The organism is Enterobacter sp. BNK-14, assembly GCF_047456095.1.
Taxonomy (GTDB): domain Bacteria; phylum Pseudomonadota; class Gammaproteobacteria; order Enterobacterales; family Enterobacteriaceae; genus Enterobacter; species Enterobacter kobei.
Window position 1 is genome coordinate 2,371,736 of record NZ_CP179897.1, and the last position, 19,344, is coordinate 2,391,079.

The 19,344-nt window shown below is 50.8% G+C and carries 29 protein-coding genes; 11 read left to right on the plus strand and 18 right to left on the minus strand.

Annotated elements, in window-relative coordinates; translation table 11 throughout:
- Positions 1–5: 5 nt before the first annotated feature.
- The 18 genes from rpsH to ACMGGM_RS11435 form a co-directional block, all read right to left on the minus strand.
- Complete coding sequence (rpsH, locus tag ACMGGM_RS11350) at positions 6–398, minus strand: 30S ribosomal protein S8 (RefSeq protein WP_006178918.1); 393 nt, start codon at positions 396–398, stop codon at positions 6–8.
- A 30-nt stretch (positions 399–428) separates the two neighbouring features.
- Positions 429–734 carry a 30S ribosomal protein S14 gene (gene rpsN / locus ACMGGM_RS11355; protein WP_003863291.1) on the minus strand — a complete coding sequence of 102 codons (306 nt, stop codon included), beginning with the start codon at positions 732–734 and terminating at the stop codon, positions 429–431.
- Between the two features lie 14 nt (positions 735–748).
- Positions 749–1,288 (minus strand): 50S ribosomal protein L5, encoded by a 540-nt coding sequence (gene rplE / locus ACMGGM_RS11360; RefSeq protein WP_001096206.1) that lies wholly within the window; start codon positions 1,286–1,288, stop codon positions 749–751.
- A gap of 14 nt (positions 1,289–1,302) precedes the next feature.
- Positions 1,303–1,617, minus strand: coding sequence for a 50S ribosomal protein L24 (gene rplX / locus ACMGGM_RS11365; protein WP_003863287.1), 315 nt, complete (start codon positions 1,615–1,617; stop codon positions 1,303–1,305).
- 10 nt (positions 1,618–1,627) lie between these two features.
- The gene (gene rplN / locus ACMGGM_RS11370; protein WP_002919748.1) at positions 1,628–1,999 is read right to left on the minus strand and encodes a 50S ribosomal protein L14; all 372 of its coding nucleotides are present in this window, start codon (positions 1,997–1,999) and stop codon (positions 1,628–1,630) included.
- A 166-nt stretch (positions 2,000–2,165) separates the two neighbouring features.
- Entirely contained in the window at positions 2,166–2,420 is a 255-nt protein-coding gene (gene rpsQ / locus ACMGGM_RS11375; RefSeq protein ID WP_008503489.1) for a 30S ribosomal protein S17, read from the minus strand.
- Positions 2,420–2,611, minus strand: a complete 192-nt coding sequence (rpmC, locus tag ACMGGM_RS11380) for a 50S ribosomal protein L29 (RefSeq protein WP_003863282.1) — start codon at positions 2,609–2,611, stop codon at positions 2,420–2,422. The genes rpsQ and rpmC overlap by 1 nt, the downstream gene beginning before the upstream one ends.
- A complete protein-coding gene (rplP, locus tag ACMGGM_RS11385) occupies positions 2,611–3,021 on the minus strand; it encodes a 50S ribosomal protein L16 (protein WP_002919759.1) in 411 nt (136 codons plus the stop codon). Before rplP ends, rpmC begins: the two co-directional genes overlap by 1 nt.
- A gap of 12 nt (positions 3,022–3,033) precedes the next feature.
- Positions 3,034–3,735 carry a 30S ribosomal protein S3 gene (gene rpsC / locus ACMGGM_RS11390; protein WP_000529945.1) on the minus strand — a complete coding sequence of 234 codons (702 nt, stop codon included), beginning with the start codon at positions 3,733–3,735 and terminating at the stop codon, positions 3,034–3,036.
- A gap of 17 nt (positions 3,736–3,752) precedes the next feature.
- Entirely contained in the window at positions 3,753–4,085 is a 333-nt protein-coding gene (gene rplV / locus ACMGGM_RS11395) for a 50S ribosomal protein L22 (protein WP_002919773.1), read from the minus strand.
- Between the two features lie 14 nt (positions 4,086–4,099).
- Positions 4,100–4,378, minus strand: coding sequence for a 30S ribosomal protein S19 (gene rpsS, locus ACMGGM_RS11400; RefSeq protein WP_001138117.1), 279 nt, complete (start codon positions 4,376–4,378; stop codon positions 4,100–4,102).
- Positions 4,379–4,394: 16 nt separating this feature from the next.
- A complete protein-coding gene (gene rplB, locus ACMGGM_RS11405) occupies positions 4,395–5,216 on the minus strand; it encodes a 50S ribosomal protein L2 (protein ID WP_000301859.1) in 822 nt (273 codons plus the stop codon).
- A gap of 17 nt (positions 5,217–5,233) precedes the next feature.
- Positions 5,234–5,536 (minus strand): 50S ribosomal protein L23, encoded by a 303-nt coding sequence (gene rplW / locus ACMGGM_RS11410; protein ID WP_000617546.1) that lies wholly within the window; start codon positions 5,534–5,536, stop codon positions 5,234–5,236.
- Positions 5,533–6,138, minus strand: a complete 606-nt coding sequence (rplD, locus tag ACMGGM_RS11415) for a 50S ribosomal protein L4 (protein ID WP_000424395.1) — start codon at positions 6,136–6,138, stop codon at positions 5,533–5,535. Before rplD ends, rplW begins: the two co-directional genes overlap by 4 nt.
- A gap of 10 nt (positions 6,139–6,148) precedes the next feature.
- Positions 6,149–6,778, minus strand: a complete 630-nt coding sequence (gene rplC / locus ACMGGM_RS11420; RefSeq protein WP_003863274.1) for a 50S ribosomal protein L3 — start codon at positions 6,776–6,778, stop codon at positions 6,149–6,151.
- Positions 6,779–6,810: 32 nt separating this feature from the next.
- A complete protein-coding gene (rpsJ, locus tag ACMGGM_RS11425) occupies positions 6,811–7,122 on the minus strand; it encodes a 30S ribosomal protein S10 (RefSeq protein WP_001181005.1) in 312 nt (103 codons plus the stop codon).
- A 247-nt stretch (positions 7,123–7,369) separates the two neighbouring features.
- Entirely contained in the window at positions 7,370–7,741 is a 372-nt protein-coding gene (locus tag ACMGGM_RS11430; RefSeq protein ID WP_048997388.1) for a hypothetical protein, read from the minus strand.
- Entirely contained in the window at positions 7,738–9,159 is a 1,422-nt protein-coding gene (locus ACMGGM_RS11435; RefSeq protein ID WP_157843297.1) for a peptidoglycan-binding domain-containing protein, read from the minus strand. Before ACMGGM_RS11435 ends, ACMGGM_RS11430 begins: the two co-directional genes overlap by 4 nt.
- 566 nt (positions 9,160–9,725) lie before the next feature.
- Between ACMGGM_RS11435 and ACMGGM_RS11440 the strand changes: the two genes are divergently transcribed.
- Genes ACMGGM_RS11440 through gspM form a run of 11 tightly spaced genes read left to right on the plus strand, consistent with a single transcriptional unit; the run spans position 9,726 to position 19,287 of the window.
- A complete protein-coding gene (locus tag ACMGGM_RS11440; RefSeq protein WP_414149020.1) occupies positions 9,726–10,175 on the plus strand; it encodes a hypothetical protein in 450 nt (149 codons plus the stop codon).
- Positions 10,176–12,161, plus strand: a complete 1,986-nt coding sequence (gene gspD / locus ACMGGM_RS11445; RefSeq protein ID WP_072251823.1) for a type II secretion system secretin GspD — start codon at positions 10,176–10,178, stop codon at positions 12,159–12,161. It abuts the gene before it with no gap.
- On the plus strand, positions 12,158–13,633 hold the full coding sequence (gspE, locus tag ACMGGM_RS11450; protein ID WP_023331444.1) for a type II secretion system ATPase GspE: 1,476 nt from the start codon (positions 12,158–12,160) through the stop codon (positions 13,631–13,633). Before gspD ends, gspE begins: the two co-directional genes overlap by 4 nt.
- Positions 13,630–14,829 (plus strand): type II secretion system inner membrane protein GspF, encoded by a 1,200-nt coding sequence (gene gspF / locus ACMGGM_RS11455; protein WP_045135132.1) that lies wholly within the window; start codon positions 13,630–13,632, stop codon positions 14,827–14,829. Before gspE ends, gspF begins: the two co-directional genes overlap by 4 nt.
- A gap of 9 nt (positions 14,830–14,838) precedes the next feature.
- Entirely contained in the window at positions 14,839–15,282 is a 444-nt protein-coding gene (gene gspG, locus ACMGGM_RS11460) for a type II secretion system major pseudopilin GspG (protein ID WP_014885475.1), read from the plus strand.
- A gap of 2 nt (positions 15,283–15,284) precedes the next feature.
- Positions 15,285–15,785 (plus strand): type II secretion system minor pseudopilin GspH, encoded by a 501-nt coding sequence (gene gspH / locus ACMGGM_RS11465; RefSeq protein ID WP_045135133.1) that lies wholly within the window; start codon positions 15,285–15,287, stop codon positions 15,783–15,785.
- Complete coding sequence (gspI, locus tag ACMGGM_RS11470) at positions 15,782–16,150, plus strand: type II secretion system minor pseudopilin GspI (RefSeq protein ID WP_023331447.1); 369 nt, start codon at positions 15,782–15,784, stop codon at positions 16,148–16,150. Before gspH ends, gspI begins: the two co-directional genes overlap by 4 nt.
- Positions 16,143–16,724 (plus strand): type II secretion system protein J, encoded by a 582-nt coding sequence (locus ACMGGM_RS11475; protein ID WP_052951916.1) that lies wholly within the window; start codon positions 16,143–16,145, stop codon positions 16,722–16,724. The genes gspI and ACMGGM_RS11475 overlap by 8 nt, the downstream gene beginning before the upstream one ends.
- Positions 16,721–17,680, plus strand: coding sequence for a type II secretion system minor pseudopilin GspK (gspK, locus tag ACMGGM_RS11480; RefSeq protein WP_045135134.1), 960 nt, complete (start codon positions 16,721–16,723; stop codon positions 17,678–17,680). Before ACMGGM_RS11475 ends, gspK begins: the two co-directional genes overlap by 4 nt.
- Positions 17,661–18,821, plus strand: a complete 1,161-nt coding sequence (gene gspL, locus ACMGGM_RS11485; protein WP_045135135.1) for a type II secretion system protein GspL — start codon at positions 17,661–17,663, stop codon at positions 18,819–18,821. The genes gspK and gspL overlap by 20 nt, the downstream gene beginning before the upstream one ends.
- Positions 18,814–19,287: a type II secretion system protein GspM gene (gene gspM / locus ACMGGM_RS11490; protein WP_032635368.1), complete on the plus strand. Its 474-nt coding sequence runs from the start codon at positions 18,814–18,816 to the stop codon at positions 19,285–19,287. Before gspL ends, gspM begins: the two co-directional genes overlap by 8 nt.
- Positions 19,288–19,344: the final 57 nt, after the last annotated feature.

The following is a 19,344-nucleotide window of genomic DNA, read 5'->3' on the forward strand; positions in this document are numbered from 1 at the left end:
TCCGATTAGGCTACGTAGCAGATAATTTCGCCACCAAGACCAGCCTGGCGCGCTGCACGATCAGTCATAACACCTTTAGAGGTAGAAACAACTGCGATACCAAGACCAGCCATAACTTTTGGCAGCTCATCTTTTTTCTTATAGATGCGCAGGCCTGGGCGGCTGACACGCTGAATGCTTTCTACAACAGCTTTACCCTGGAAATACTTGAGAGTAAGTTCCAGTTCCGGCTTGGTGTCGCCTTCAACTTTAAAATCTTCGATAAAACCTTCTTCCTTCAGCACGTTGGCAATTGCCACTTTCAGCTTGGCGGAAGGCATGGTGACCGCAACTTTGTTCGCGGCCTGACCGTTACGGATACGGGTCAGCATATCCGCGATCGGATCTTGCATGCTCATCTGTCTTTACTCCCGTGATTCAATTGGTAATTACCAGCTAGCCTTTTTCAAGCCTGGCACTTCACCGCGCATGGCGGCTTCACGCAGTTTGATACGGCTCAACCCAAACTTGCCCACATAACCATGTGGACGACCTGTTTGACGACAGCGGTTACGCTGACGAGACGGGCTGGAATCACGCGGCAGAGACTGCAGCTTGAGAACCGCATTCCAACGATCTTCGTCGGAAGCGTTCACATCAGAAATGATCGCTTTCAGTTCAGCGCGTTTAGCGAAGAATTTATCAGCTAAAGCTACGCGCTTTACTTCGCGTGCTTTCATTGATTGCTTAGCCATTCAGTAACCCTACCTTACTTGCGGAACGGGAAGTCAAAGGCAGCCAGCAGAGCACGGCCTTCTTCGTCAGATTTCGCAGTAGTGGTAATGGTAATATCCAAACCACGCACGCGGTCGACTTTATCGTAGTCGATTTCTGGGAAGATGATCTGCTCACGGACACCCATGCTGTAGTTACCACGACCGTCGAAAGACTTAGCGGACAAGCCACGGAAGTCACGGATACGTGGAACAGCAATAGTGATCAGGCGCTCAAAGAACTCCCACATGCGTTCGCCACGCAGAGTTACTTTACAGCCGATCGGATAGCCCTGACGGATTTTGAAGCCTGCAACAGATTTGCGTGCTTTGGTGATCAGCGGTTTTTGACCGGAGATTGCTGTCAGGTCAGCTGCTGCGTTATCCAGCAGTTTCTTGTCAGCGATCGCTTCACCAACACCCATGTTCAGGGTGATCTTCTCGACCCGAGGGACTTGCATGACAGAATTGTAGTTAAACTCAGTCATGAGTTTGTTAACTACTTCGTCTTTGTAGTAATCATGCAGTTTCGCCATCGTACTACTCCAAATTACTTGATAGTTTCGCTGTTAGACTTGAAGAAACGGACTTTTTTGCCGTCTTCGAATCTAAAGCCTACACGGTCAGCCTTGCCGGTAGCCGCATTGAAGATTGCAACGTTAGAAACCTGAATAGCAGCTTCTTTTTCAACGATGCCACCTGGTTGGTTCAGGGCCGGAACCGGCTTCTGATGTTTCTTAACCAGGTTGATACCTTCAACGACGAGTTTGCCGGAAGACAGAACATTTTTTACTTTACCGCGTTTACCTTTATCTTTACCGGTTAACACGATAACTTCGTCATCACGACGGATTTTCGCTGCCATGATTCGCTCCTTAGAGTACTTCTGGTGCCAGAGAGATAATTTTCATGAACTTCTCAGTACGAAGTTCACGAGTTACCGGCCCAAAGATACGCGTGCCGATAGGCTGCTCGCTGTTATTGTTCAAAATAACGCATGCATTACCATCGAAGCGAATGACAGAACCGTCAGGGCGACGAACACCCTTCTTGGTGCGCACCACTACCGCTTTCAGCACATCACCTTTTTTGACCTTACCACGTGGAATTGCTTCTTTGATGGTGATCTTGATGATGTCGCCTACGCCTGCGTAGCGACGGTGCGAGCCACCCAGAACCTTGATACACATTACGCGACGTGCACCGGAGTTGTCGGCGACGTTCAGCATAGTCTGTTCTTGGATCATTTTAGTGCTCCGCTAATGTCAACTACTACCTGAGACTCTAAAATCAGAGCCGTTAAAAAGCCCCATATCGAGGGCGCGGCATTATAACACCGCTTCTGCAATATGGGTAGAAAAAATAAACGGCTCATCGCTGAGCCGTTTATTCGTATTGAGAATGCGTACTGTATTACAGAACCGCTTTCTCTACAACGCGAACCAGCGTCCAGGACTTAGTCTTGGACAGTGGACGGCATTCACGGATTTCAACCTTGTCGCCGATACCACATTCGTTGTTCTCGTCATGTACGTGCAGTTTGGTCGTACGCTTGATGAATTTACCGTAGATCGGGTGTTTCACAATACGTTCGATAGCTACAACAATGGATTTCTCCATTTTGTCGCTAACAACACGACCTTGCAGAGTACGGATTTTATCGGTCATTACGCACCCGCCTTCTGAGTCAGTAAAGTCTTAACGCGTGCAACATTGCGACGCACTTGCTTCAGCAGGTGAGTCTGTTGCAGCTGGCCACTTGCAGCCTGCATACGCAGGTTGAACTGCTCACGCAGCAGGTTCAGCAGCTCAGCGTTCAGCTCTTCAACGCTTTTTTCACGCAGCTCTTTTGCTTTCATTACATCACCGTCTTAGTTACAAAGGTGGTTTTGATAGGCAGTTTCGCTGCTGCCAGGCCGAAGGCTTCACGGGCCAGCTCTTCCGGAACACCGTCCATTTCATAAAGGACTTTGCCCGGTTGGATCAAGGCAACCCAGTACTCCACGTTACCTTTACCTTTACCCATACGAACTTCCAGCGGCTTCTCGGTGATCGGTTTGTCCGGGAATACACGGATCCAGATCTTACCTTGACGCTTAACTGCACGGGTCATTGCACGACGTGCTGCTTCGATCTGACGTGCAGTCAGACGACCACGGCCAACAGCTTTCAGACCGAAAGTGCCGAAGCTAACATCCGTACCCTGCGCCAGACCACGGTTGCGGCCTTTGTGCACTTTACGGAATTTTGTACGCTTTGGTTGTAACATCAGCGACGCTCCTTATTTACGGCCTTTACGCTGCTGCTTTTTAGGTTGAGCAGCCGGTTTTTCCGGTTGTTCAACAGCAGCCATACCACCCAGGATCTCACCTTTGAAGATCCATACCTTAACGCCGATTACACCGTAAGTGGTGTGCGCTTCAGAGGTGTTGTAGTCGATGTCAGCACGCAGAGTGTGCAGCGGTACGCGACCTTCACGGTACCATTCGGTACGTGCGATTTCCGCGCCGCCCAGACGGCCGCTAACTTCAACTTTGATACCCTTAGCGCCCAGACGCATTGCGTTCTGTACAGCACGCTTCATAGCACGACGGAACATAACACGACGTTCCAGCTGAGAAGTGATGCTGTCAGCAACCAATTTAGCGTCCAGTTCAGGCTTACGAACTTCAGCGATATTGATCTGTGCAGGAACGCCAGCGATATCCGCTACGACCTTGCGCAGTTTTTCTACGTCTTCGCCTTTCTTACCGATAACGATGCCAGGACGAGCAGTGTGAATAGTCACACGGATGCTCTTAGCTGGACGCTCGATAACGATACGAGATACAGACGCTTTAGCCAGTTCCTTAGTCAGGTACTGACGTACTTTAAAATCGCTGTCCAGGTTGTCAGCGAATTCTTTGGTGTTCGCAAACCAGGTAGAGTTCCATGGTTTTACAATACCCAGGCGAATACCATTAGGATGTACTTTCTGACCCATTGCTAGTCTCCAGAGTCTCAGCGATCGGACACAACCACAGTAATGTGGCTGGTGCGCTTCAGGATGCGATCTGCACGACCTTTCGCACGCGGCATAATGCGCTTCATGCTTGGGCCTTCATCTACGAAAATTTTCGCGACTTTCAGATCGTCGATGTCAGCGCCATCGTTGTGTTCAGCGTTAGCAATGGCAGATTCCAGTACTTTCTTGACCAATACCGCAGCTTTCTTGTTGGTATAGGTCAGGATGTCCAGGGCCTGCGACACTTTCTTACCGCGAATCAGGTCAGCAACAAGGCGAACCTTCTGTGCAGAAGAACGAGCATGGCGATGTTGAGCTAAAGTTTCCATCTCTTCCTCCTACCTTATTTCTTCTTCGCTTTTTTATCAGCAGCGTGGCCGCGATAAGTACGAGTCGGTGCGAATTCACCCAGTTTGTGACCAACCATTTCGTCGGTAACAAAGACTGGAACGTGCTGACGACCATTATGGACAGCGATGGTCAAACCGATCATGTTAGGAAAGATCGTTGAACGACGGGACCAAGTGCGCAGGGGCTTCTTGTCTCCGCTTTCCACCGCTTTCTCTACCTTCTTCAGCAAGTGCAGGTCAATAAAAGGACCTTTCTTGAGAGAACGTGGCATGGCTTATCCTCTAAAATTATTTGCTACGGCGACGTACGATAAATTTATCAGTACGCTTGTTGCTGCGGGTCTTCTTACCTTTGGTCTGAACGCCCCACGGAGTTACCGGGTGCTTACCAAAGTTACGACCTTCACCACCACCATGTGGGTGGTCGACTGGGTTCATCGCAGTACCGCGAACGGTAGGACGAACACCACGCCAGCGTGCAGCACCTGCTTTACCCAGAACGCGCAGCATATGCTCAGCATTGCCAACTTCGCCCAGAGTAGCGCGGCAGTCTGCTTCGACTTTACGCATTTCACCAGAACGCAGACGCAGGGTGACATAAGCACCGTCGCGCGCAACGATCTGAACGTAAGTACCCGCGGAACGCGCCAGCTGACCGCCTTTACCTGGTTTCATTTCTACGTTATGAACGGTAGAACCAACCGGGATATTGCGCATCGGCAGGGTGTTACCTGCTTTGATTGCAGCATCAACGCCAGACTGAATCTGGTCGCCAGCTTTCAGGCCTTTAGGGGCCAGGATGTAACGGCGTTCGCCATCTTTGTACAGAACCAGCGCGATGTTCGCGGAACGGTTCGGATCGTACTCAAGACGTTCAACAACTGCTGGGATACCGTCTTTGTTGCGTTTGAAGTCAACAATACGATAAGCCTGCTTGTGGCCACCACCGATGTGACGAGTGGTGATACGGCCATTGTTGTTACGACCACCGGATTTGCTGTTTTTTTCCAGCAACGGAGCAAAAGGTTTGCCCTTGTGCAGCTCAGGGTTAACCACTTTAACTACGTGGCGACGACCCGGAGATGTCGGTTTACATTTAACAACTGCCATTGTATTACTCCTCCGACTTACTCAGCGCCGCCAACGAAGTCCAGGTTCTGGCCTTCTTTCAGGGTGACGTAAGCTTTTTTCCAGTCGCTACGACGACCGATACGCTGTCCGTGACGTTTAACTTTCCCTTTAACAACCAGGGTGTTAACGACTTCGACTTCGACTTCAAACAGTTTCTGCACAGCAGCTTTGATCTCTGCTTTGGTCGCGTCTTTAGCAACTTTGAGAACGATGGTGTTTGTTTTTTCCATCGCAGTAGACGCTTTTTCAGAAACGTGCGGTGCGCGAAGCACCTTCAGCAGACGTTCTTCACGAATCATGCCAGCATCTCCTCAACTTGCTTAACAGCATCAGCAGTCATTACGACTTTGTCGAAGGCGATCAGGCTAACCGGGTCGATACCAGTCGCATCGCGTACGTCAACCTTGTGCAGGTTACGTGCGGCCAGGAACAGGTTCTCGTCCAGCTCACCGGTGATGATCAGCACATCTTCCAGAGCCATGTCTTTCAGTTTCTGAGCCAGCAGCTTAGTTTTAGGCGCTTCTACAGAGAACTTCTCGACAACGATCAGACGATCCTGACGTACCAGTTCGGACAGGATGCTTTTCAGCGCGCCGCGGTACATCTTTTTGTTAACTTTTTGACTGTGGTCCTGTGGACGCGCAGCGAAGGTCACGCCACCTGAACGCCAGATCGGGCTCTTGATAGAACCTGAACGCGCACGGCCGGTACCTTTCTGGCGCCATGGCTTTTTGCCAGAACCAGTTACTTCAGCACGAGTCTTCTGAGCACGAGTACCCTGACGAGCACCAGCTGCATAAGCAACAACAACCTGGTGAACCAGCGCTTCGTTGAAATCACGACCGAAGGTAGTTTCGGAAACAGTCAGCGCGCTCTGCGCGTCTTTCAATACTAATTCCATTGCTATCCCCTTACGCCTTCACAGCTGGTTTAACGATCAGGTCGCTACCGGTTGCACCCGGGACCGCACCTTTAACCAGCAGCAGGTTGCGCTCAGCGTCAACACGTACTACGTCCAGGCTCTGAACGGTTACACGTTCGTTACCCAGCTGACCTGCCATTTTCTTGCCTTTGAACACTTTGCCCGGAGTCTGGTTCTGACCGATAGAACCCGGAACGCGGTGAGACAAGGAGTTACCGTGGGTAGCGTCCTGGGTACGGAAGTTCCAGCGCTTAACGGTACCAGCAAAACCTTTACCTTTAGAGGTACCGGTTACGTCAACTTTTTTAACGTCAGCAAACAGCTCAACGCTAATGTCCTGACCTACGGTGAACTCTTCGCCTTCAGCAAGACGGAATTCCCACAGACCACGGCCAGCTTCTACGCCAGCTTTAGCGAAGTGACCCGCTTCTGGTTTGGTTACACGGTTAGCTTTTTTAGCACCAGTGGTAACCTGAATAGCGCGGTAGCCATCGTTAGCCAGATCTTTAACCTGAGTAACGCGGTTTGCTTCAACTTCGATTACGGTTACTGGGATAGAAACGCCATCTTCAGTGAAGATGCGGGTCATACCCACTTTTTTACCGACTAAACCAATCATTGTTTCAACCTCTCAATCGCTCGATGACCTGATTAACCCAGGCTGATCTGCACGTCTACACCGGCAGCCAGATCCAGACGCATCAGAGCATCAACGGTTTTCTCAGTTGGCTCAACGATGTCAACCAGACGCTTGTGAGTGCGGATTTCGTACTGATCACGCGCGTCTTTGTTAACGTGCGGAGAGATCAGAACGGTAAAGCGCTCTTTGCGGGTCGGCAGCGGGATCGGACCACGGACTTGCGCACCAGTGCGCTTAGCAGTCTCGACGATTTCCGCGGTTGATTGATCGATCAGACGATGATCAAACGCTTTAAGGCGGATACGGATTCTTTGGTTCTGCATGAGACCAGAGCTCCAATTATTTTATAAACGAAAATGATTACTCCTCAAACCCATTACGATTGATGGGAGAGTGTAACCGTTCTTACGTAGCTCCCCAATTGGGAGCATTGTTGAGTAACAAAATGCGCTACCCAGGTTCATATCGAACCAGCCGTCAATTACGACAAGCCCGCGCATTATACGTATTTACAGGCTTAATGCAAGTCGACTGTGTCGATAATAACCAACCTTTTGCAAGACACGTACACTACTGGTCAATATCTGCTATCGCCTGCTTAACACGCGCTTCAAGATCGCCCTTTTCCCCGGCAGCAACCGGATGCTCAGCGTCGCTTTCCTCCGACACACTAACATCCGTCTCTTCCACCGGCACCGGCACCGGCAAGGGACGCTTCTTATAGATATAGTGCTCCTCAGAAAGCCGATAATGCTGAGGCTCTGGTGATGAAGACGCGTGCAGAGCAATCCCGCGGTACAGGTAATACCCGACGACCGCGCAACCCACACTATATAAAAGCCAGGACAATGCGATGCATATCCCCGCCCAAAGCGGGCGCGGCATATCTGGCCGGACAAAGCGTACTTTGGGCTGCAAAGAGGTTTCCGTTTGCTCGCTCATATCGTCCCTCTTTCCTGAATCAACGTTGGACTTTCACCCAGGGCTTGCCATAGCCTGATAAGTGACAACTGTCCCATCACACCATCGACTTTAATCTTATTTTGCGCCTGAAACTGGCGGACCTTCTCAGTTAGCAGCGAACTCCATTCTCCCGTCCCTTCCGCCTCGACATTCAGCACGCGGCTCAGCATCGTATCAAGCCAGACAATGTCATCGGTGCTACTCTTCTTTGTTATGCTTGCGTTGCCGTCGGGCGATGGCTTCCACATTCGCGTCACATTCCCTGTCCAGACATGGCTGAACCATGCCTTATCAAGGATCCATGTTTGATTTCCTGACAGCACGGTAAGCGTGTTCTCTCCTCCCCCGATCACGACGACAGGGAAACTGGCGCTACCTGCTTTCAGGGTGGCGACCCAGGGAAGTCCGTCAGACAACAGTGTTTCAAGCGTTTCGGTGCCGGAAAGGCAGGCCATCCCGCCCCGGTATGCCTGATCGCACCAGGCTTCTCCTTTGTCTACCTCATACCCCCAGACGCTAAACAGTAAACTGAGCGATTCATTGGTAGACATCGTCTCTGCCATCAGTCGCGCATGTGTTGAGACAGGTCTTGAGAATTCTACAGGAAGCAACGTTGTGAGCGGTGGCAGCCAGCGGGAAAGAGGCCTGGCGAAGTATACGCCTCCTCCACCACATAACACCGTTAACACCAACAGCAGCAACCAGGTTACGCCCTGACGGCCAGGTGCGGGCAGGTAACGCAACGCCTCACGCTGAAGAGAAGCGTCAATAATAGAGGCGGCATGTTCCTCCCCCTCCATCTTATTACGACGAATAACCCCTCCCAGTCGCGCAGCAAGATGAAGATTGCCATCGCAACGTCTCATGCATCGTCTGATAAATTGTTCCGGAAGAGTGTTGGTTGTCTCAGGGCCAATGCCTGCATGAGAGGAGATCACCTTGCGGTAATCTTTACTGTCCGGCGCGGGTATCTCAAACCATACCGGCTGTAATACCCGTAACTCGCGCTGCTGACGACGGTTGAATATCCCTGTAAGTAGCAATCGGGCTTGCGGCATCATGGTCATAAACGCCAGAATCGTTGAAACAAGCCCCCTGGAGATTCGGTGTCCATCTTCCAGGACAAACAGCGGCATACTGCCGTGTATCACGGTCCCCGCGCTGTACAGTTCCTCCCAGAGCTTCTCAACAGGGAATATTTTTCCCGCCAGACTGTTATCCGTCTGCGAATCCGCAATAATCACCCACTCCCACAGGTAACCTTTTCGGTTCAAAGGGCTGATGGTGAGCGCGCGATAAGGCCACGCGCTAATCACCCCTTGCGCAAGCACACTTTTTCCTGCCCCTTTACCGCCCTGCAATATTAGCCATTGTTCCTGAATTAACGTGGAAAACATGCTGTCCCGAATCAGACAATGCCGCGTAGTATAAAAAGTATTTAGCTCATCCATGAATAGCCGCATTACCTCGAAAATTATTCTATTCCTAAAACAGGGATATATATTGCATATGACTTGCTGCGTGCCAGTGACTGATTATATTATGACGGACTTAAACAAGAAACACGTTCACTCTTAGTCATTCTTAAAAGTGATTTCATGGCAACCATCTCTCCCTTAGTGAAAAATGCGTTATCGTATCGCACCCTGAGCCTTATGATTATATTGACTAGCGCTATGGGTGTCTTTATCTTCATTTACTCAGCATATATACAGTGGGGTAATAACAAAGCGTCGCTGATTAATGAGGATATCATCACGCCATTGAATAATTTTAATGAAAAATATAAATGGAATTTATCATCGTCAGTCAATAATCGCATTGACGCGCCCCCATTAGTGAGTGGCAACGTAGATACTCTGTCCCATATCCATTTAAGCGGTATTATTCATAGTTCGGATAAATTATCGTCCCGGGCCATTCTGCAGGAAGGGGGGAACAGAATGTCTATTCTATTGATGATGTGCTTAAATCATCCAACAGCACGCGCATCATTGATATCACTAAGAACCAGGTGTTTTTCTCCTCAGGCGGAAACACCGCGCAGCTTACGCTGCTTACCGAACTGACGCCACCTGCCGCAACGCCAGAAAAAGTGAACGAGCAGCCGGCACCAACAGATGTCACATTGTCAGATTTTATTGAAGCGATTCCTGTCGTTGATAAAAATGTCTTGCGAGGATTGCGCCTTTTACCTCGCGGTAATACAGAATTATTTTCACGGACAGCCATTGCACCTGGTGACATTGCTATTCAGCTTAACAATATGTCTTTAACGCAACAGGTGAATATACCCCAGGCGCAGGAGGCACTTAGACATCTGCAGACGGCTCAGATTACCCTCTTGCGAAATGCATCACCAAAACTAATTAATGTTGCTGTTCAACAATTCCAGGACGGTCAGGATAAATAAATGGATGGAACCTCCGCAAGCCAGCGACTGAAAGCGCTTTCGCTGTTTTTTTTGCTCATCGCTACCGCTAAGCCCGGATATTCAGCTGATTACACGGCGAATTTTAACGGTGCGGACATTCAAACGTTTGTCAACATCGTGGGACAAAACATGGGGAAAACGATTCTGATTGATCCCGATGTTAAAGCATCCATTTCCGTCAGAAGCGTAGATACCTTTAATAAAGAGGAATACTATCAATTTTTCCTGAGCGTGCTCGACCTTTATGGCTTTTCACTTATCACTCTTGATAATGGCCTGCTGAAAGTCGTGCGTTCAGAAACCGTGAAAAATCTTCCAGGAAAGCTTACCAGTAACACGCAGCCCGGCAAGGGTGATGAACTGGTGACACGTATTGTTTCTCTGGAAAATGTTCCAGCGCGATCGCTGTCTCCTCTGCTTCGTCAAATGCTCGATGGCGGTAATGTCGGTAACGTCTCGCATTATGAGCCCTCTAATGCGCTGGTCATTACCGGCAAAGCATCAACCGTCAATCGCATGCTGGAAGTCATTAAACGTGTCGATGTCATGGGTGACGAGCAAGAGCAAATTATCCCGCTGAAATATGCTTCCGCTGTCGATCTTGCCGATGTCCTTAACACGCTGTCGCGTGAGAACGCAAAAGAGGCACAACCTGCGACACTCCAAACGCACATCGTTGCCGATAAAAGAAGCAATGCGCTGATTATCAGAGGCTCAGAACGCGCCCGCGCAAGAATTACTGAGTTGGTAAAACGTCTTGATACCCAGGAGCAAGGGCAAGGAAACACGCGGGTATGGTACCTGAAATATGCCAAAGCGGATAAGCTTGTTGACGTTTTAACCGGTGTCACGCAAAAACTGAAAGATGGCAAAAGTGGCACAACCAATACGGCAACCAGCAGCAGCCGCGATATCTCTATTACTGCAGATGAACAAACCAACTCACTGGTTGTGACCGCCGATCAGGGTATTCTCCAGCAACTCGATGAGGTTATCGCTAAGCTGGATATTCGTCGTGCACAGGTTCTGGTGGAAGCGATTATCGTTGAAGTGCAGGACGGTAAAGGTCTGAACCTGGGTGTACAGTGGGCTGAGAAAAACGTTGGTGGACAACAGTTTACCAAAACTGGCCTGCCAATCTTTAACGCGGCACAGGGCGTGGGTGAATTCAAAGCAAACGGAGGGATCACCAGCGATAACCCAGCTTACAACCTCTTCAGTAATTATAACGGCCTTGCGGCAGGTTTTTTCAACGGCGACTGGGGGGTGCTCCTCACAGCACTCAATACCGACAACAAAAACGACATCCTGTCTACGCCCAGCATCGTTACGCTTGATAATAAAGAAGCAGCCTTCAACGTCGGGCAGGATGTGCCCGTACTTTCCGGTTCCCAGACGACCTCCGGCGATAATATTTACAATACCGTCGAGCGTAAGACGGTGGGGACCAAGTTAAAAGTCACCCCGCAGATTAACGAGGGTGATTCTGTTCTGATGGAGATCGAGCAAGAGGTTTCCAGCGTCGACACATCGACAAGCTCTTCCTCGCTCGGCCCAACCTTCAACACCCGAACAATACAGAATGCCGTCCTGGTGAAAAGTGGCGAAACCGTTGTGCTTGGCGGTTTGATGGATGACGCCAGTAAGCAAGAAGTTTCAAAAGTTCCCCTACTGGGCGATATCCCTTTGGTGGGACAGCTTTTCCGCTACACATCCAATGAGAAAAGCAAACGTAACCTGATGGTCTTTATCCGCCCGACCATTATCAGAGACGATGAGGTCTATCGTTCACTCTCACGTGAGAAATACACCAATTTCAAAGATCTGCAAAAAGAGAGACGAGAAAAGCAAAGTGAAACACTGATTAACGTCGACAACATCAAAGAGCTTGAAGATCGGGCTTTTAATAATGCACCGGCAACACCGGACGCCAAAAATCCGTTCAGGGAAGGTCGAACGGAATGAGTCAGCACGCATGGAAAAAAGCGCAGCGCTATGGCATTGCCTTACAAGGAGAGACTCTCTTCTACTCGACAGATGCCACACTTGAGCATCTGCTCGAGTTCGCATCCGTTGCGCCAGAGTGCACCTGTTTTACCCGGCTCCCCCCGCAGCAGTTTGCCGAAAAGCTGGAACTTATTTACCAACAGAACAGCGGGTCAGCCCAGTTAATTGCCGAAGATATTAATAATTCCGACGATCTCAATACTCTCTCTGAAGAGATCCCAACGAATGAAGATCTGCTGAACGAGCAGTCGGACGCGCCGGTTATCAGGCTTATTAATGCCGTGCTCAGCGAAGCAATTAAAGAACACGCCTCAGATATTCATATTGAAGTGTTTGAAAAAGCGATGAGTATCCGCTTCCGGGTTGATGGCATCTTGCGCCCGGTGGTTCAGCCGAATAAAAAACTGGCGGCCTTACTCATCTCACGTATCAAAATCATGGCCAAACTGGATATTGCCGAAAAAAGGCTGCCGCAGGATGGACGCATTACCTTAAAAATTGGTCAGCGAAATGTGGATGTCCGTGTGTCGACGCTCCCGTCGCAGCATGGCGAACGTGTTGTTCTGCGTCTGTTGGATAAAAGTAGTCTGCGCTTATCCATCGATAAACTGGATATGTCAGCGGCAGACACACACAGTCTGAAGAATCTGCTTGCCCTTCCCCACGGTATTATTCTGGTCACGGGGCCAACGGGCTCCGGGAAAAGCACCACGCTCTACGCCATTCTCTCCGCGCTAAATAGCCCAGAACGCAATGTGCTTACGGTAGAGGACCCAATTGAATACGAACTGGAAGGTATCGGACAAACCCAGGTTAATAGCCGCGTAGATATGTCATTTTCCCGCGGACTACGCGCTATTTTACGTCAGGATCCTGATGTCGTCATGGTAGGAGAAATTCGCGATAACGAAACCGCTCAAATTGCGGTTCAGGCTTCTTTGACCGGGCATCTGGTGCTTTCCACTCTCCACACCAATAGCGCGTGCGGTGCCGTAACGCGATTACGGGATATGGGCGTTGAGCCGTTCCTTCTCTCTTCCTCGCTCGTTGGGGTGATTGCCCAACGTCTGGTCAGACGGCTATGCCCTCACTGTAAAACGGCTCACGCCGTGCGGCCTCAGGAGCAACAGCTCCTGCAAGCCCATGGGATTAATGCATCTCATCTCTGGCAAGCAAAGGGTTGCACCGCTTGCAGACAAAGCGGCTATCAGGGGCGCATGGCTATCCATGAACTGCTGCTCGCCACACCAGAACTGCGTGACGCTATTCACAATGAGCGCCATGAAAGGCAGTTGGAAGAGATCCAGCGTCGTCATCACCTCAGCCTGCTGGCAAACGGTCTTCGCGTAGCGGCAGAAGGGATGACCTCACTTGAAGAAATTCTGCGGGTGACCTCTGAAGGTCAGACTCCAGCGGATGGGCGCCAATGAAATTTCACTGGACGGCGACGGACGCGCGGGGAAACCGCCATACGGGGCTGAGTGAGGCCGCGAGTGAAAGAGATATGGTCGCGCAGTTGCGTAGCCAGGGGTTATTACCGCAAACGCTAAAACGGCAGCGGCCCAGGGTCACCCTCAGGGCTTTTTCGACACGAATCAGCCACAGCGAATTAACGCTTTTTACGCGTCAGCTGGCGACGCTGATCGCCGCGGCGTTGCCGCTGGATGAAGCGCTCGCCGTTGTTCAGCAGCAAAAAGAAAATAAAAAACTGGCCGACGTCATCACTTCTCTGCATCTCGCCGTTCTGGAGGGAAAGCCCCTCTCTGTGGCCATGCAAGCCCACCCTCGTCTGTTTGATACGGTCTTTTGCACCCTGGTAAAAGCGGGAGAGACGGTCGGCCAGCTGGGCGCCGTTCTTGAAAGGCTGGCCGAATATAATGAAGCACGTCAGCAAATGCGCAGCAAACTCACACAGGCGTTGATTTACCCTGCCCTGCTCACCACGGTCGCCATTCTGGTCGTTATCATTTTGCTTACCACGGTGGTACCGAAGGTCGCCGCGCAGTTCACTCATCTTAAGCATGAGCTACCGCTTTCCACCCGAACGTTACTGGCTATTAGTCACTTTCTGTCGACATACGGTCCCTGGATCGCACTGACGCTGATCTGTGGTGGAACGCTATTCTCTTTCTGGCTGAAGCGCGGGAAAAACCGGGATCATTTTCATCGCTGGCTCATCGCGTTTCGCATTACCTCCCCGCTGGTCTGCGCGATCAATAGCGCCCGTTATCTGCGCGCCCTGAGTATTCTCAATCGCAGCGGTATTCCACTCCTGGAAGGGATGTCGCTCTCAGCAGAAGGTGTGGGCAACCGTGAAATTGGACAGCGGCTCAGCGACGCAGCAGAAAGTGTGCGCCAGGGAAATAGCATCAGCCAGTCCCTGAAGCAGACGCAAATATTTCCCCCCATGATGATTTACATGATTGCTTCCGGGGAAAAAAGCGGCCAGCTCGGGGAACTCATGCAGCGTGCAACAAATAACCAGGAGGTGCAGCTGCAAAATCGCATTTCGCTGACCCTGGCGATTTTTGAACCGGCGCTGATTGTTGTCATGGCAGCGATCGTTTTGTTTATCGTTGTCTCGATCATGCAGCCCATATTACAACTCAACTCATTGATCAATTAAGGAAAAATCATGGAAGCGCAGAAAAAGGAAAGGCAGCGTGGTTTCACGCTTATGGAATTGATGGTCGTCATCGTGATTATGGGGGTTCTGGCCAGCCTGGTGGTGCCTAACTTAATGGGCAATAAGGATCGGGCAGACCGGCAAAAAGCCGCCAGCGATATTATTGCTCTCGAAAATGCGCTGGATATGTACAAGCTGGATAATCATCGTTATCCCACAACAGAACAGGGCCTGGAGGCGCTTATTACCGCCCCAGCGCAAGCTCCCCGGGCTGAAAACTACAACCCGGACGGTTATATCCGCCGTCTGCCCGCCGATCCGTGGGGGAATGACTACATCCTGATTAGCCCGGGTGAGCATGGCGCGATCGATATCATGTCCACAGGTCCTGATGCTGAAACCGGCACCGAGGATGATATCCACAACTGGGATAACGATAAAAAGTCACGCTAAAAATGGCCCATCAGAAAGGATTCACACTGCTGGAGGTGATGCTGGTTATGGTCATCATCGCCCTGGCGGCAGCCGGCGTTGTCGCTATGCAAAGTGACAGGCTGAGCGCTACCGGAAAGCTACTGCGGCAGATCGATGTCCTCAGACAGACAGCAAAATACATGTCAGACGTGGCGCTACTGGAAAAACATACTGTCGGCCTTCAGCTCACTACTGACGGCTGGCTTTTCTATGCACCGAAAAAGGATCGCACCGGTGAATGGCAGTGGCAGGAAATAGCAAACAATGACAATTTGCCGTTACGCGGCGATTGGGACGCACCGGCCAGGCCTGACGTGACACCGTCGTCGGAGGAGGCCAAGCCGCAAATCGTCATCCTGCCCGATGGACAAGTCACTCCCTTTTCAGTGGTTTTCAACGCTAAAGATGGCGAAAAAATCGCCATTCTGCACTCACACGGCGCGCTGCCGCTTGAGGTCATTCGCTTTAAGGAACCGCAATGAAACAACAAAGCGGAATGCTGCTGCTTGAAGTCTTGCTGGCAATGGCTATTTTTGCGACCGCCATTATTGCACTCCTCAACAGTATGCAATGGCAGCTTTCAGCACTGGAAACGTTAAAACAGGAAACGCTAGCGCTTTGGGTTGCAGACAACGTACTCGTGACCTCGACTTACGGACAACTCGCCGCCAAAGAGGGAGCCTCTTCTCAGTTAAATGAGACCTTCTCCTGGCAACTGGTTGAAGGGAAAAAAAGTTCGTCTCCTTTGCTTCAGAAAGAGGCCAGGGTGATAACGTCTGATGGCCGAACCCTCAGCCTGTATGCCTGGTCTTCAGATAGTAAGAAAACGGAGGCGAAGCATGAGTAAAGTCCCCAACGGCTTTACGCTTCTGGAAGTGATGCTGGCGATCGTCATTTTCTCAACGCTCAGCTTTCTGGCCTCTCAGGTGTTCTCCCAGGCAACCGAACAGTACCAGCGAGCCAAGAAGACTGGCGATGATTTTGAGGCCATCCAGCACACCGTGCTCATGCTTGAAAATGATTTAATGCAGTATGTCCCGCGGAAAAACCGGCAAACACCGCTCCCCTTCTTGTGTGAAAAAGAGAGCGTAATTTTCACAACACAAACCCGGGATCCCGCAATGCCTTTTGGGGCAACGTTCGTTTTAACGACCGTCCACTGGTATATCGAAAACGACACATTATTCCGTGCAGTACGCTACTCATCCGACAGTGAAAAGGACGTGGCACCACAGCCACTGCTGGATCATGTCTCCCATTTTTCTGCAACAATGACGCCAGCGGATGAAAAGAGCGAGTCAACGACAGCCACGATAACGCTGGAGCGTGACGGTAAAGCGGAAATAACCCGACACGTTGTCCTGCCCGGCTGGTTTCCGGAAAAAAAAGCCGCCAGCCAACCTGCAGGAGCGACGCAATGAACACGCAAAAAGGTTCTGCATTGCTGATCGTTTTAATGATTCTGGCGCTGATGGCTGCGCTGGCAGCAGAGATGACGATAAGTTTTCAGGTTCAGCTCCAGCGCACCCGGCGCATCAATGATAGCCTGCAGGGGAAATACGCTCTGCTCTACGCTGAAGCACAATCTATGGCACGTTTTCAGGAGAAGCCTCGAGACGTACTCACCCACTCGGAGAGTCCTGGCGACGACACCGACGTCAGCTGGCAGATAAACGATCTGCACCATTGCTACAACCTGAACGCACTGAAGAATACGCCGGAAGAACCACTGGCGACGCCACCGTATGAAATCAGCGTGTTTTATGCCCTACTGGAGAAGCTCGCCGTTGAAAAATACCGGGCAGAAGAGATCGCACAATCCATCGCAGACTACATCGATGATAACGACTCAACGCGCGTTAAAGGTGCAGAAGACGAATACTATCAACATAGTCAGCCAGGCTACCTGACCGCCGGTCAGGTGCTCTTTTTACCCACAGAAGTGCGCAAAATTAAAGGGATGACTGACGCGCTTTATCAAAAACTCGCCCCTTTTATCTGCACCCGATTCAGCAGTGACCTCGCCATTAATATCAATACCCTTACTGAGCAGCAAGCGCCGCTTCTGGCAGCCCTCTTCCTCAACAATATCAGCTTGTCAGATGCAAAAATGCTCCTGAAAAAACGTCCTGTAAATGGCTGGGAAAAGGTAGAGGATTTTCTTTACCAGGCCCAACAGGATTTCAGCGCAGCAAAACCGCTGGTGGATTCGCTTAAAAAACAGATTACAACCAGCAGCAGTTATTTTTTGACCACATCCACGGTTCATGAGGGTGACCTTACCTTTGGTATGCGCACATTTTTCATTTATGACGAAAAAACTAAAACACTCAAACTCTATTTACGCCAGCTTACGGATGGCAGTAGCGAACAATAAAGCAGTTAACGTCCCTGCGACGAAACTGCTTATCCGCCTTTCTGGATCGACGCCGAACGTCCTTGAATGGGTGGAATATGATGGATGTGGCTACAGCCAGGTTCAGAGTCTGACAACAGAACAGTTGCCGGAGATTGCCGCACGCCCGGCATCAGGATGCACTCATCTCGTTATTCCGGCCCAAAAGGCAACGAGCAGAATAATCGTCATCCCAGACGAAAATTACGAACTGACCGATCAAAAACTTCAGTGGCTTGCGGATGAAACACTGGACGAAGGCATGCCCTCGCTGCACTGGACGCTACTCTCTCGGGAGGGAACGCGAGTTTCCGTCATTGGCGTTGACGCCGACTGGCTTATGTCCCAGCTTCGTCTCTTTGCCGGGGCTGGTTTTAACGTCACGCATGCGACGATTGACGCCCTTCGCTTGCCAGCCTGTGAAAGCGGCTGGACGGTATTATCAGACAGCGGTGGATGGTTGCTCAGAACGCATGAGAACAGTGTTGCCCATCTGACAGAACCCTGGCTGGCACAGCTGCTAGCGCATTATCCCCCGCAAGAGGTCGTCAGCTACGGTCCACTGCCAGCTGGCCTTTCCGCGAAGGAAACGCGTCCCGCATGTCATAGTTTGACACTCTATACACAGGAACCACCCGCTAACCTTTTGCACGGGAAAATGCGCCCGCCAGCCCCGCGCTCTTTCTGGAACACCAATATCAAACGCATGGCGCTTTGCAGCATTTTCCTGTTAGCCGTGAGTGCGTGTCTGGCTCAGGCTGTCGTGTATTTGCAACTTCGGGAGTATGAAAAACAGCTGAGCCACACACTGACGCAGCAATGGCAACGTTATATTCCAGAAAACAGGCATACCCGTAATCTGCGTACCTATTTACCCAGGCAGCTACAGCAACGATCGCCTGCCCCCTATTTGCTCTTACAACAGCTTCAGGCTCATCTGTCCGCTTTCCCGGAACTGGCGCTGGAAGGGTTGAGTTATAACCCGGCACGTAATGATTTACGTCTTTTTATTTCTACCCGCGATGAGCAACAGATCCAGGCGTTTTTAAATCAAAAACTGGCTGGCTACTCACTCAAAGTCGATAAACATGAACAGGGATTATGGACGATTCGAAATGATTAAACGCGCTCAGGAATGGTTTCACCAAAAAGATCCGCGTGAACAGCGGCTGCTACTCGCACTGCTTGTCTGCGGTGTCAGCATTCTTTTCTGGTTTGGGCTCTACCAGCCCCTGAAGCAGGCTACGGACACCATGCAATCCCGCTATGCTAAGGTGCAACGCGATCTGCAGTGGTTGCAGAAACAGGTTTCGGCTGCAGCTCTTCTTCCGGAAAAGAGACCATCAGGCTCCCTGGAGAATCAGGTTAAAAGCAGTTTGCACATGCTGGGCACTGCCGCAAAACTCCAGCGCACCGATAGCGGAGAACTGACTGTATCGGCCGACGCTCTCAGGATGGACGCTTTTATGAACTGGCTGGCAGTGCTACAGGGAGACTACGGTCTGCGGATTGCGGAACTTGAATTCCACGCCAGTGAACAGGGTACGGACACTATAATCCTGACGCGCCTGACGCTCGGAGTGAAATAAAATGGATAGCTCACTGGTTACTCTGTTTCTCATCATTGGCCTGCTGTCAGGAACCGC

Excerpts from the sequence above, each read along its gene's own strand:
- rpsH (WP_006178918.1), bottom strand. The coding sequence starts at position 398 with ATGAGCATGCAAGATCCGATCGCGGATATGCTGACCCGTATCCGTAAC.
- rpsN (WP_003863291.1), bottom strand. The coding sequence starts at position 734 with ATGGCTAAGCAATCAATGAAAGCACGCGAAGTAAAGCGCGTAGCTTTA.
- rplE (WP_001096206.1), bottom strand. The coding sequence starts at position 1,288 with ATGGCGAAACTGCATGATTACTACAAAGACGAAGTAGTTAACAAACTC.
- rplX (WP_003863287.1), bottom strand. The coding sequence starts at position 1,617 with ATGGCAGCGAAAATCCGTCGTGATGACGAAGTTATCGTGTTAACCGGT.
- rplN (WP_002919748.1), bottom strand. The coding sequence starts at position 1,999 with ATGATCCAAGAACAGACTATGCTGAACGTCGCCGACAACTCCGGTGCA.
- rpsQ (WP_008503489.1), bottom strand. The coding sequence starts at position 2,420 with ATGACCGATAAAATCCGTACTCTGCAAGGTCGTGTTGTTAGCGACAAA.
- rpmC (WP_003863282.1), bottom strand. The coding sequence starts at position 2,611 with ATGAAAGCAAAAGAGCTGCGTGAAAAAAGCGTTGAAGAGCTGAACGCT.
- rplP (WP_002919759.1), bottom strand. The coding sequence starts at position 3,021 with ATGTTACAACCAAAGCGTACAAAATTCCGTAAAGTGCACAAAGGCCGC.
- rpsC (WP_000529945.1), bottom strand. The coding sequence starts at position 3,735 with ATGGGTCAGAAAGTACATCCTAATGGTATTCGCCTGGGTATTGTAAAA.
- rplV (WP_002919773.1), bottom strand. The coding sequence starts at position 4,085 with ATGGAAACTTTAGCTCAACATCGCCATGCTCGTTCTTCTGCACAGAAG.
- rpsS (WP_001138117.1), bottom strand. The coding sequence starts at position 4,378 with ATGCCACGTTCTCTCAAGAAAGGTCCTTTTATTGACCTGCACTTGCTG.
- rplB (WP_000301859.1), bottom strand. The coding sequence starts at position 5,216 with ATGGCAGTTGTTAAATGTAAACCGACATCTCCGGGTCGTCGCCACGTA.
- rplW (WP_000617546.1), bottom strand. The coding sequence starts at position 5,536 with ATGATTCGTGAAGAACGTCTGCTGAAGGTGCTTCGCGCACCGCACGTT.
- rplD (WP_000424395.1), bottom strand. The coding sequence starts at position 6,138 with ATGGAATTAGTATTGAAAGACGCGCAGAGCGCGCTGACTGTTTCCGAA.
- rplC (WP_003863274.1), bottom strand. The coding sequence starts at position 6,778 with ATGATTGGTTTAGTCGGTAAAAAAGTGGGTATGACCCGCATCTTCACT.
- rpsJ (WP_001181005.1), bottom strand. The coding sequence starts at position 7,122 with ATGCAGAACCAAAGAATCCGTATCCGCCTTAAAGCGTTTGATCATCGT.
- ACMGGM_RS11430 (WP_048997388.1), bottom strand. The coding sequence starts at position 7,741 with ATGAGCGAGCAAACGGAAACCTCTTTGCAGCCCAAAGTACGCTTTGTC.
- ACMGGM_RS11435 (WP_157843297.1), bottom strand. The coding sequence starts at position 9,159 with ATGTTTTCCACGTTAATTCAGGAACAATGGCTAATATTGCAGGGCGGT.
- gspD (WP_072251823.1), top strand. The coding sequence starts at position 10,176 with ATGGATGGAACCTCCGCAAGCCAGCGACTGAAAGCGCTTTCGCTGTTT.
- gspE (WP_023331444.1), top strand. The coding sequence starts at position 12,158 with ATGAGTCAGCACGCATGGAAAAAAGCGCAGCGCTATGGCATTGCCTTA.
- gspF (WP_045135132.1), top strand. The coding sequence starts at position 13,630 with ATGAAATTTCACTGGACGGCGACGGACGCGCGGGGAAACCGCCATACG.
- gspG (WP_014885475.1), top strand. The coding sequence starts at position 14,839 with ATGGAAGCGCAGAAAAAGGAAAGGCAGCGTGGTTTCACGCTTATGGAA.
- gspH (WP_045135133.1), top strand. The coding sequence starts at position 15,285 with ATGGCCCATCAGAAAGGATTCACACTGCTGGAGGTGATGCTGGTTATG.
- gspI (WP_023331447.1), top strand. The coding sequence starts at position 15,782 with ATGAAACAACAAAGCGGAATGCTGCTGCTTGAAGTCTTGCTGGCAATG.
- ACMGGM_RS11475 (WP_052951916.1), top strand. The coding sequence starts at position 16,143 with ATGAGTAAAGTCCCCAACGGCTTTACGCTTCTGGAAGTGATGCTGGCG.
- gspK (WP_045135134.1), top strand. The coding sequence starts at position 16,721 with ATGAACACGCAAAAAGGTTCTGCATTGCTGATCGTTTTAATGATTCTG.
- gspL (WP_045135135.1), top strand. The coding sequence starts at position 17,661 with ATGGCAGTAGCGAACAATAAAGCAGTTAACGTCCCTGCGACGAAACTG.
- gspM (WP_032635368.1), top strand. The coding sequence starts at position 18,814 with ATGATTAAACGCGCTCAGGAATGGTTTCACCAAAAAGATCCGCGTGAA.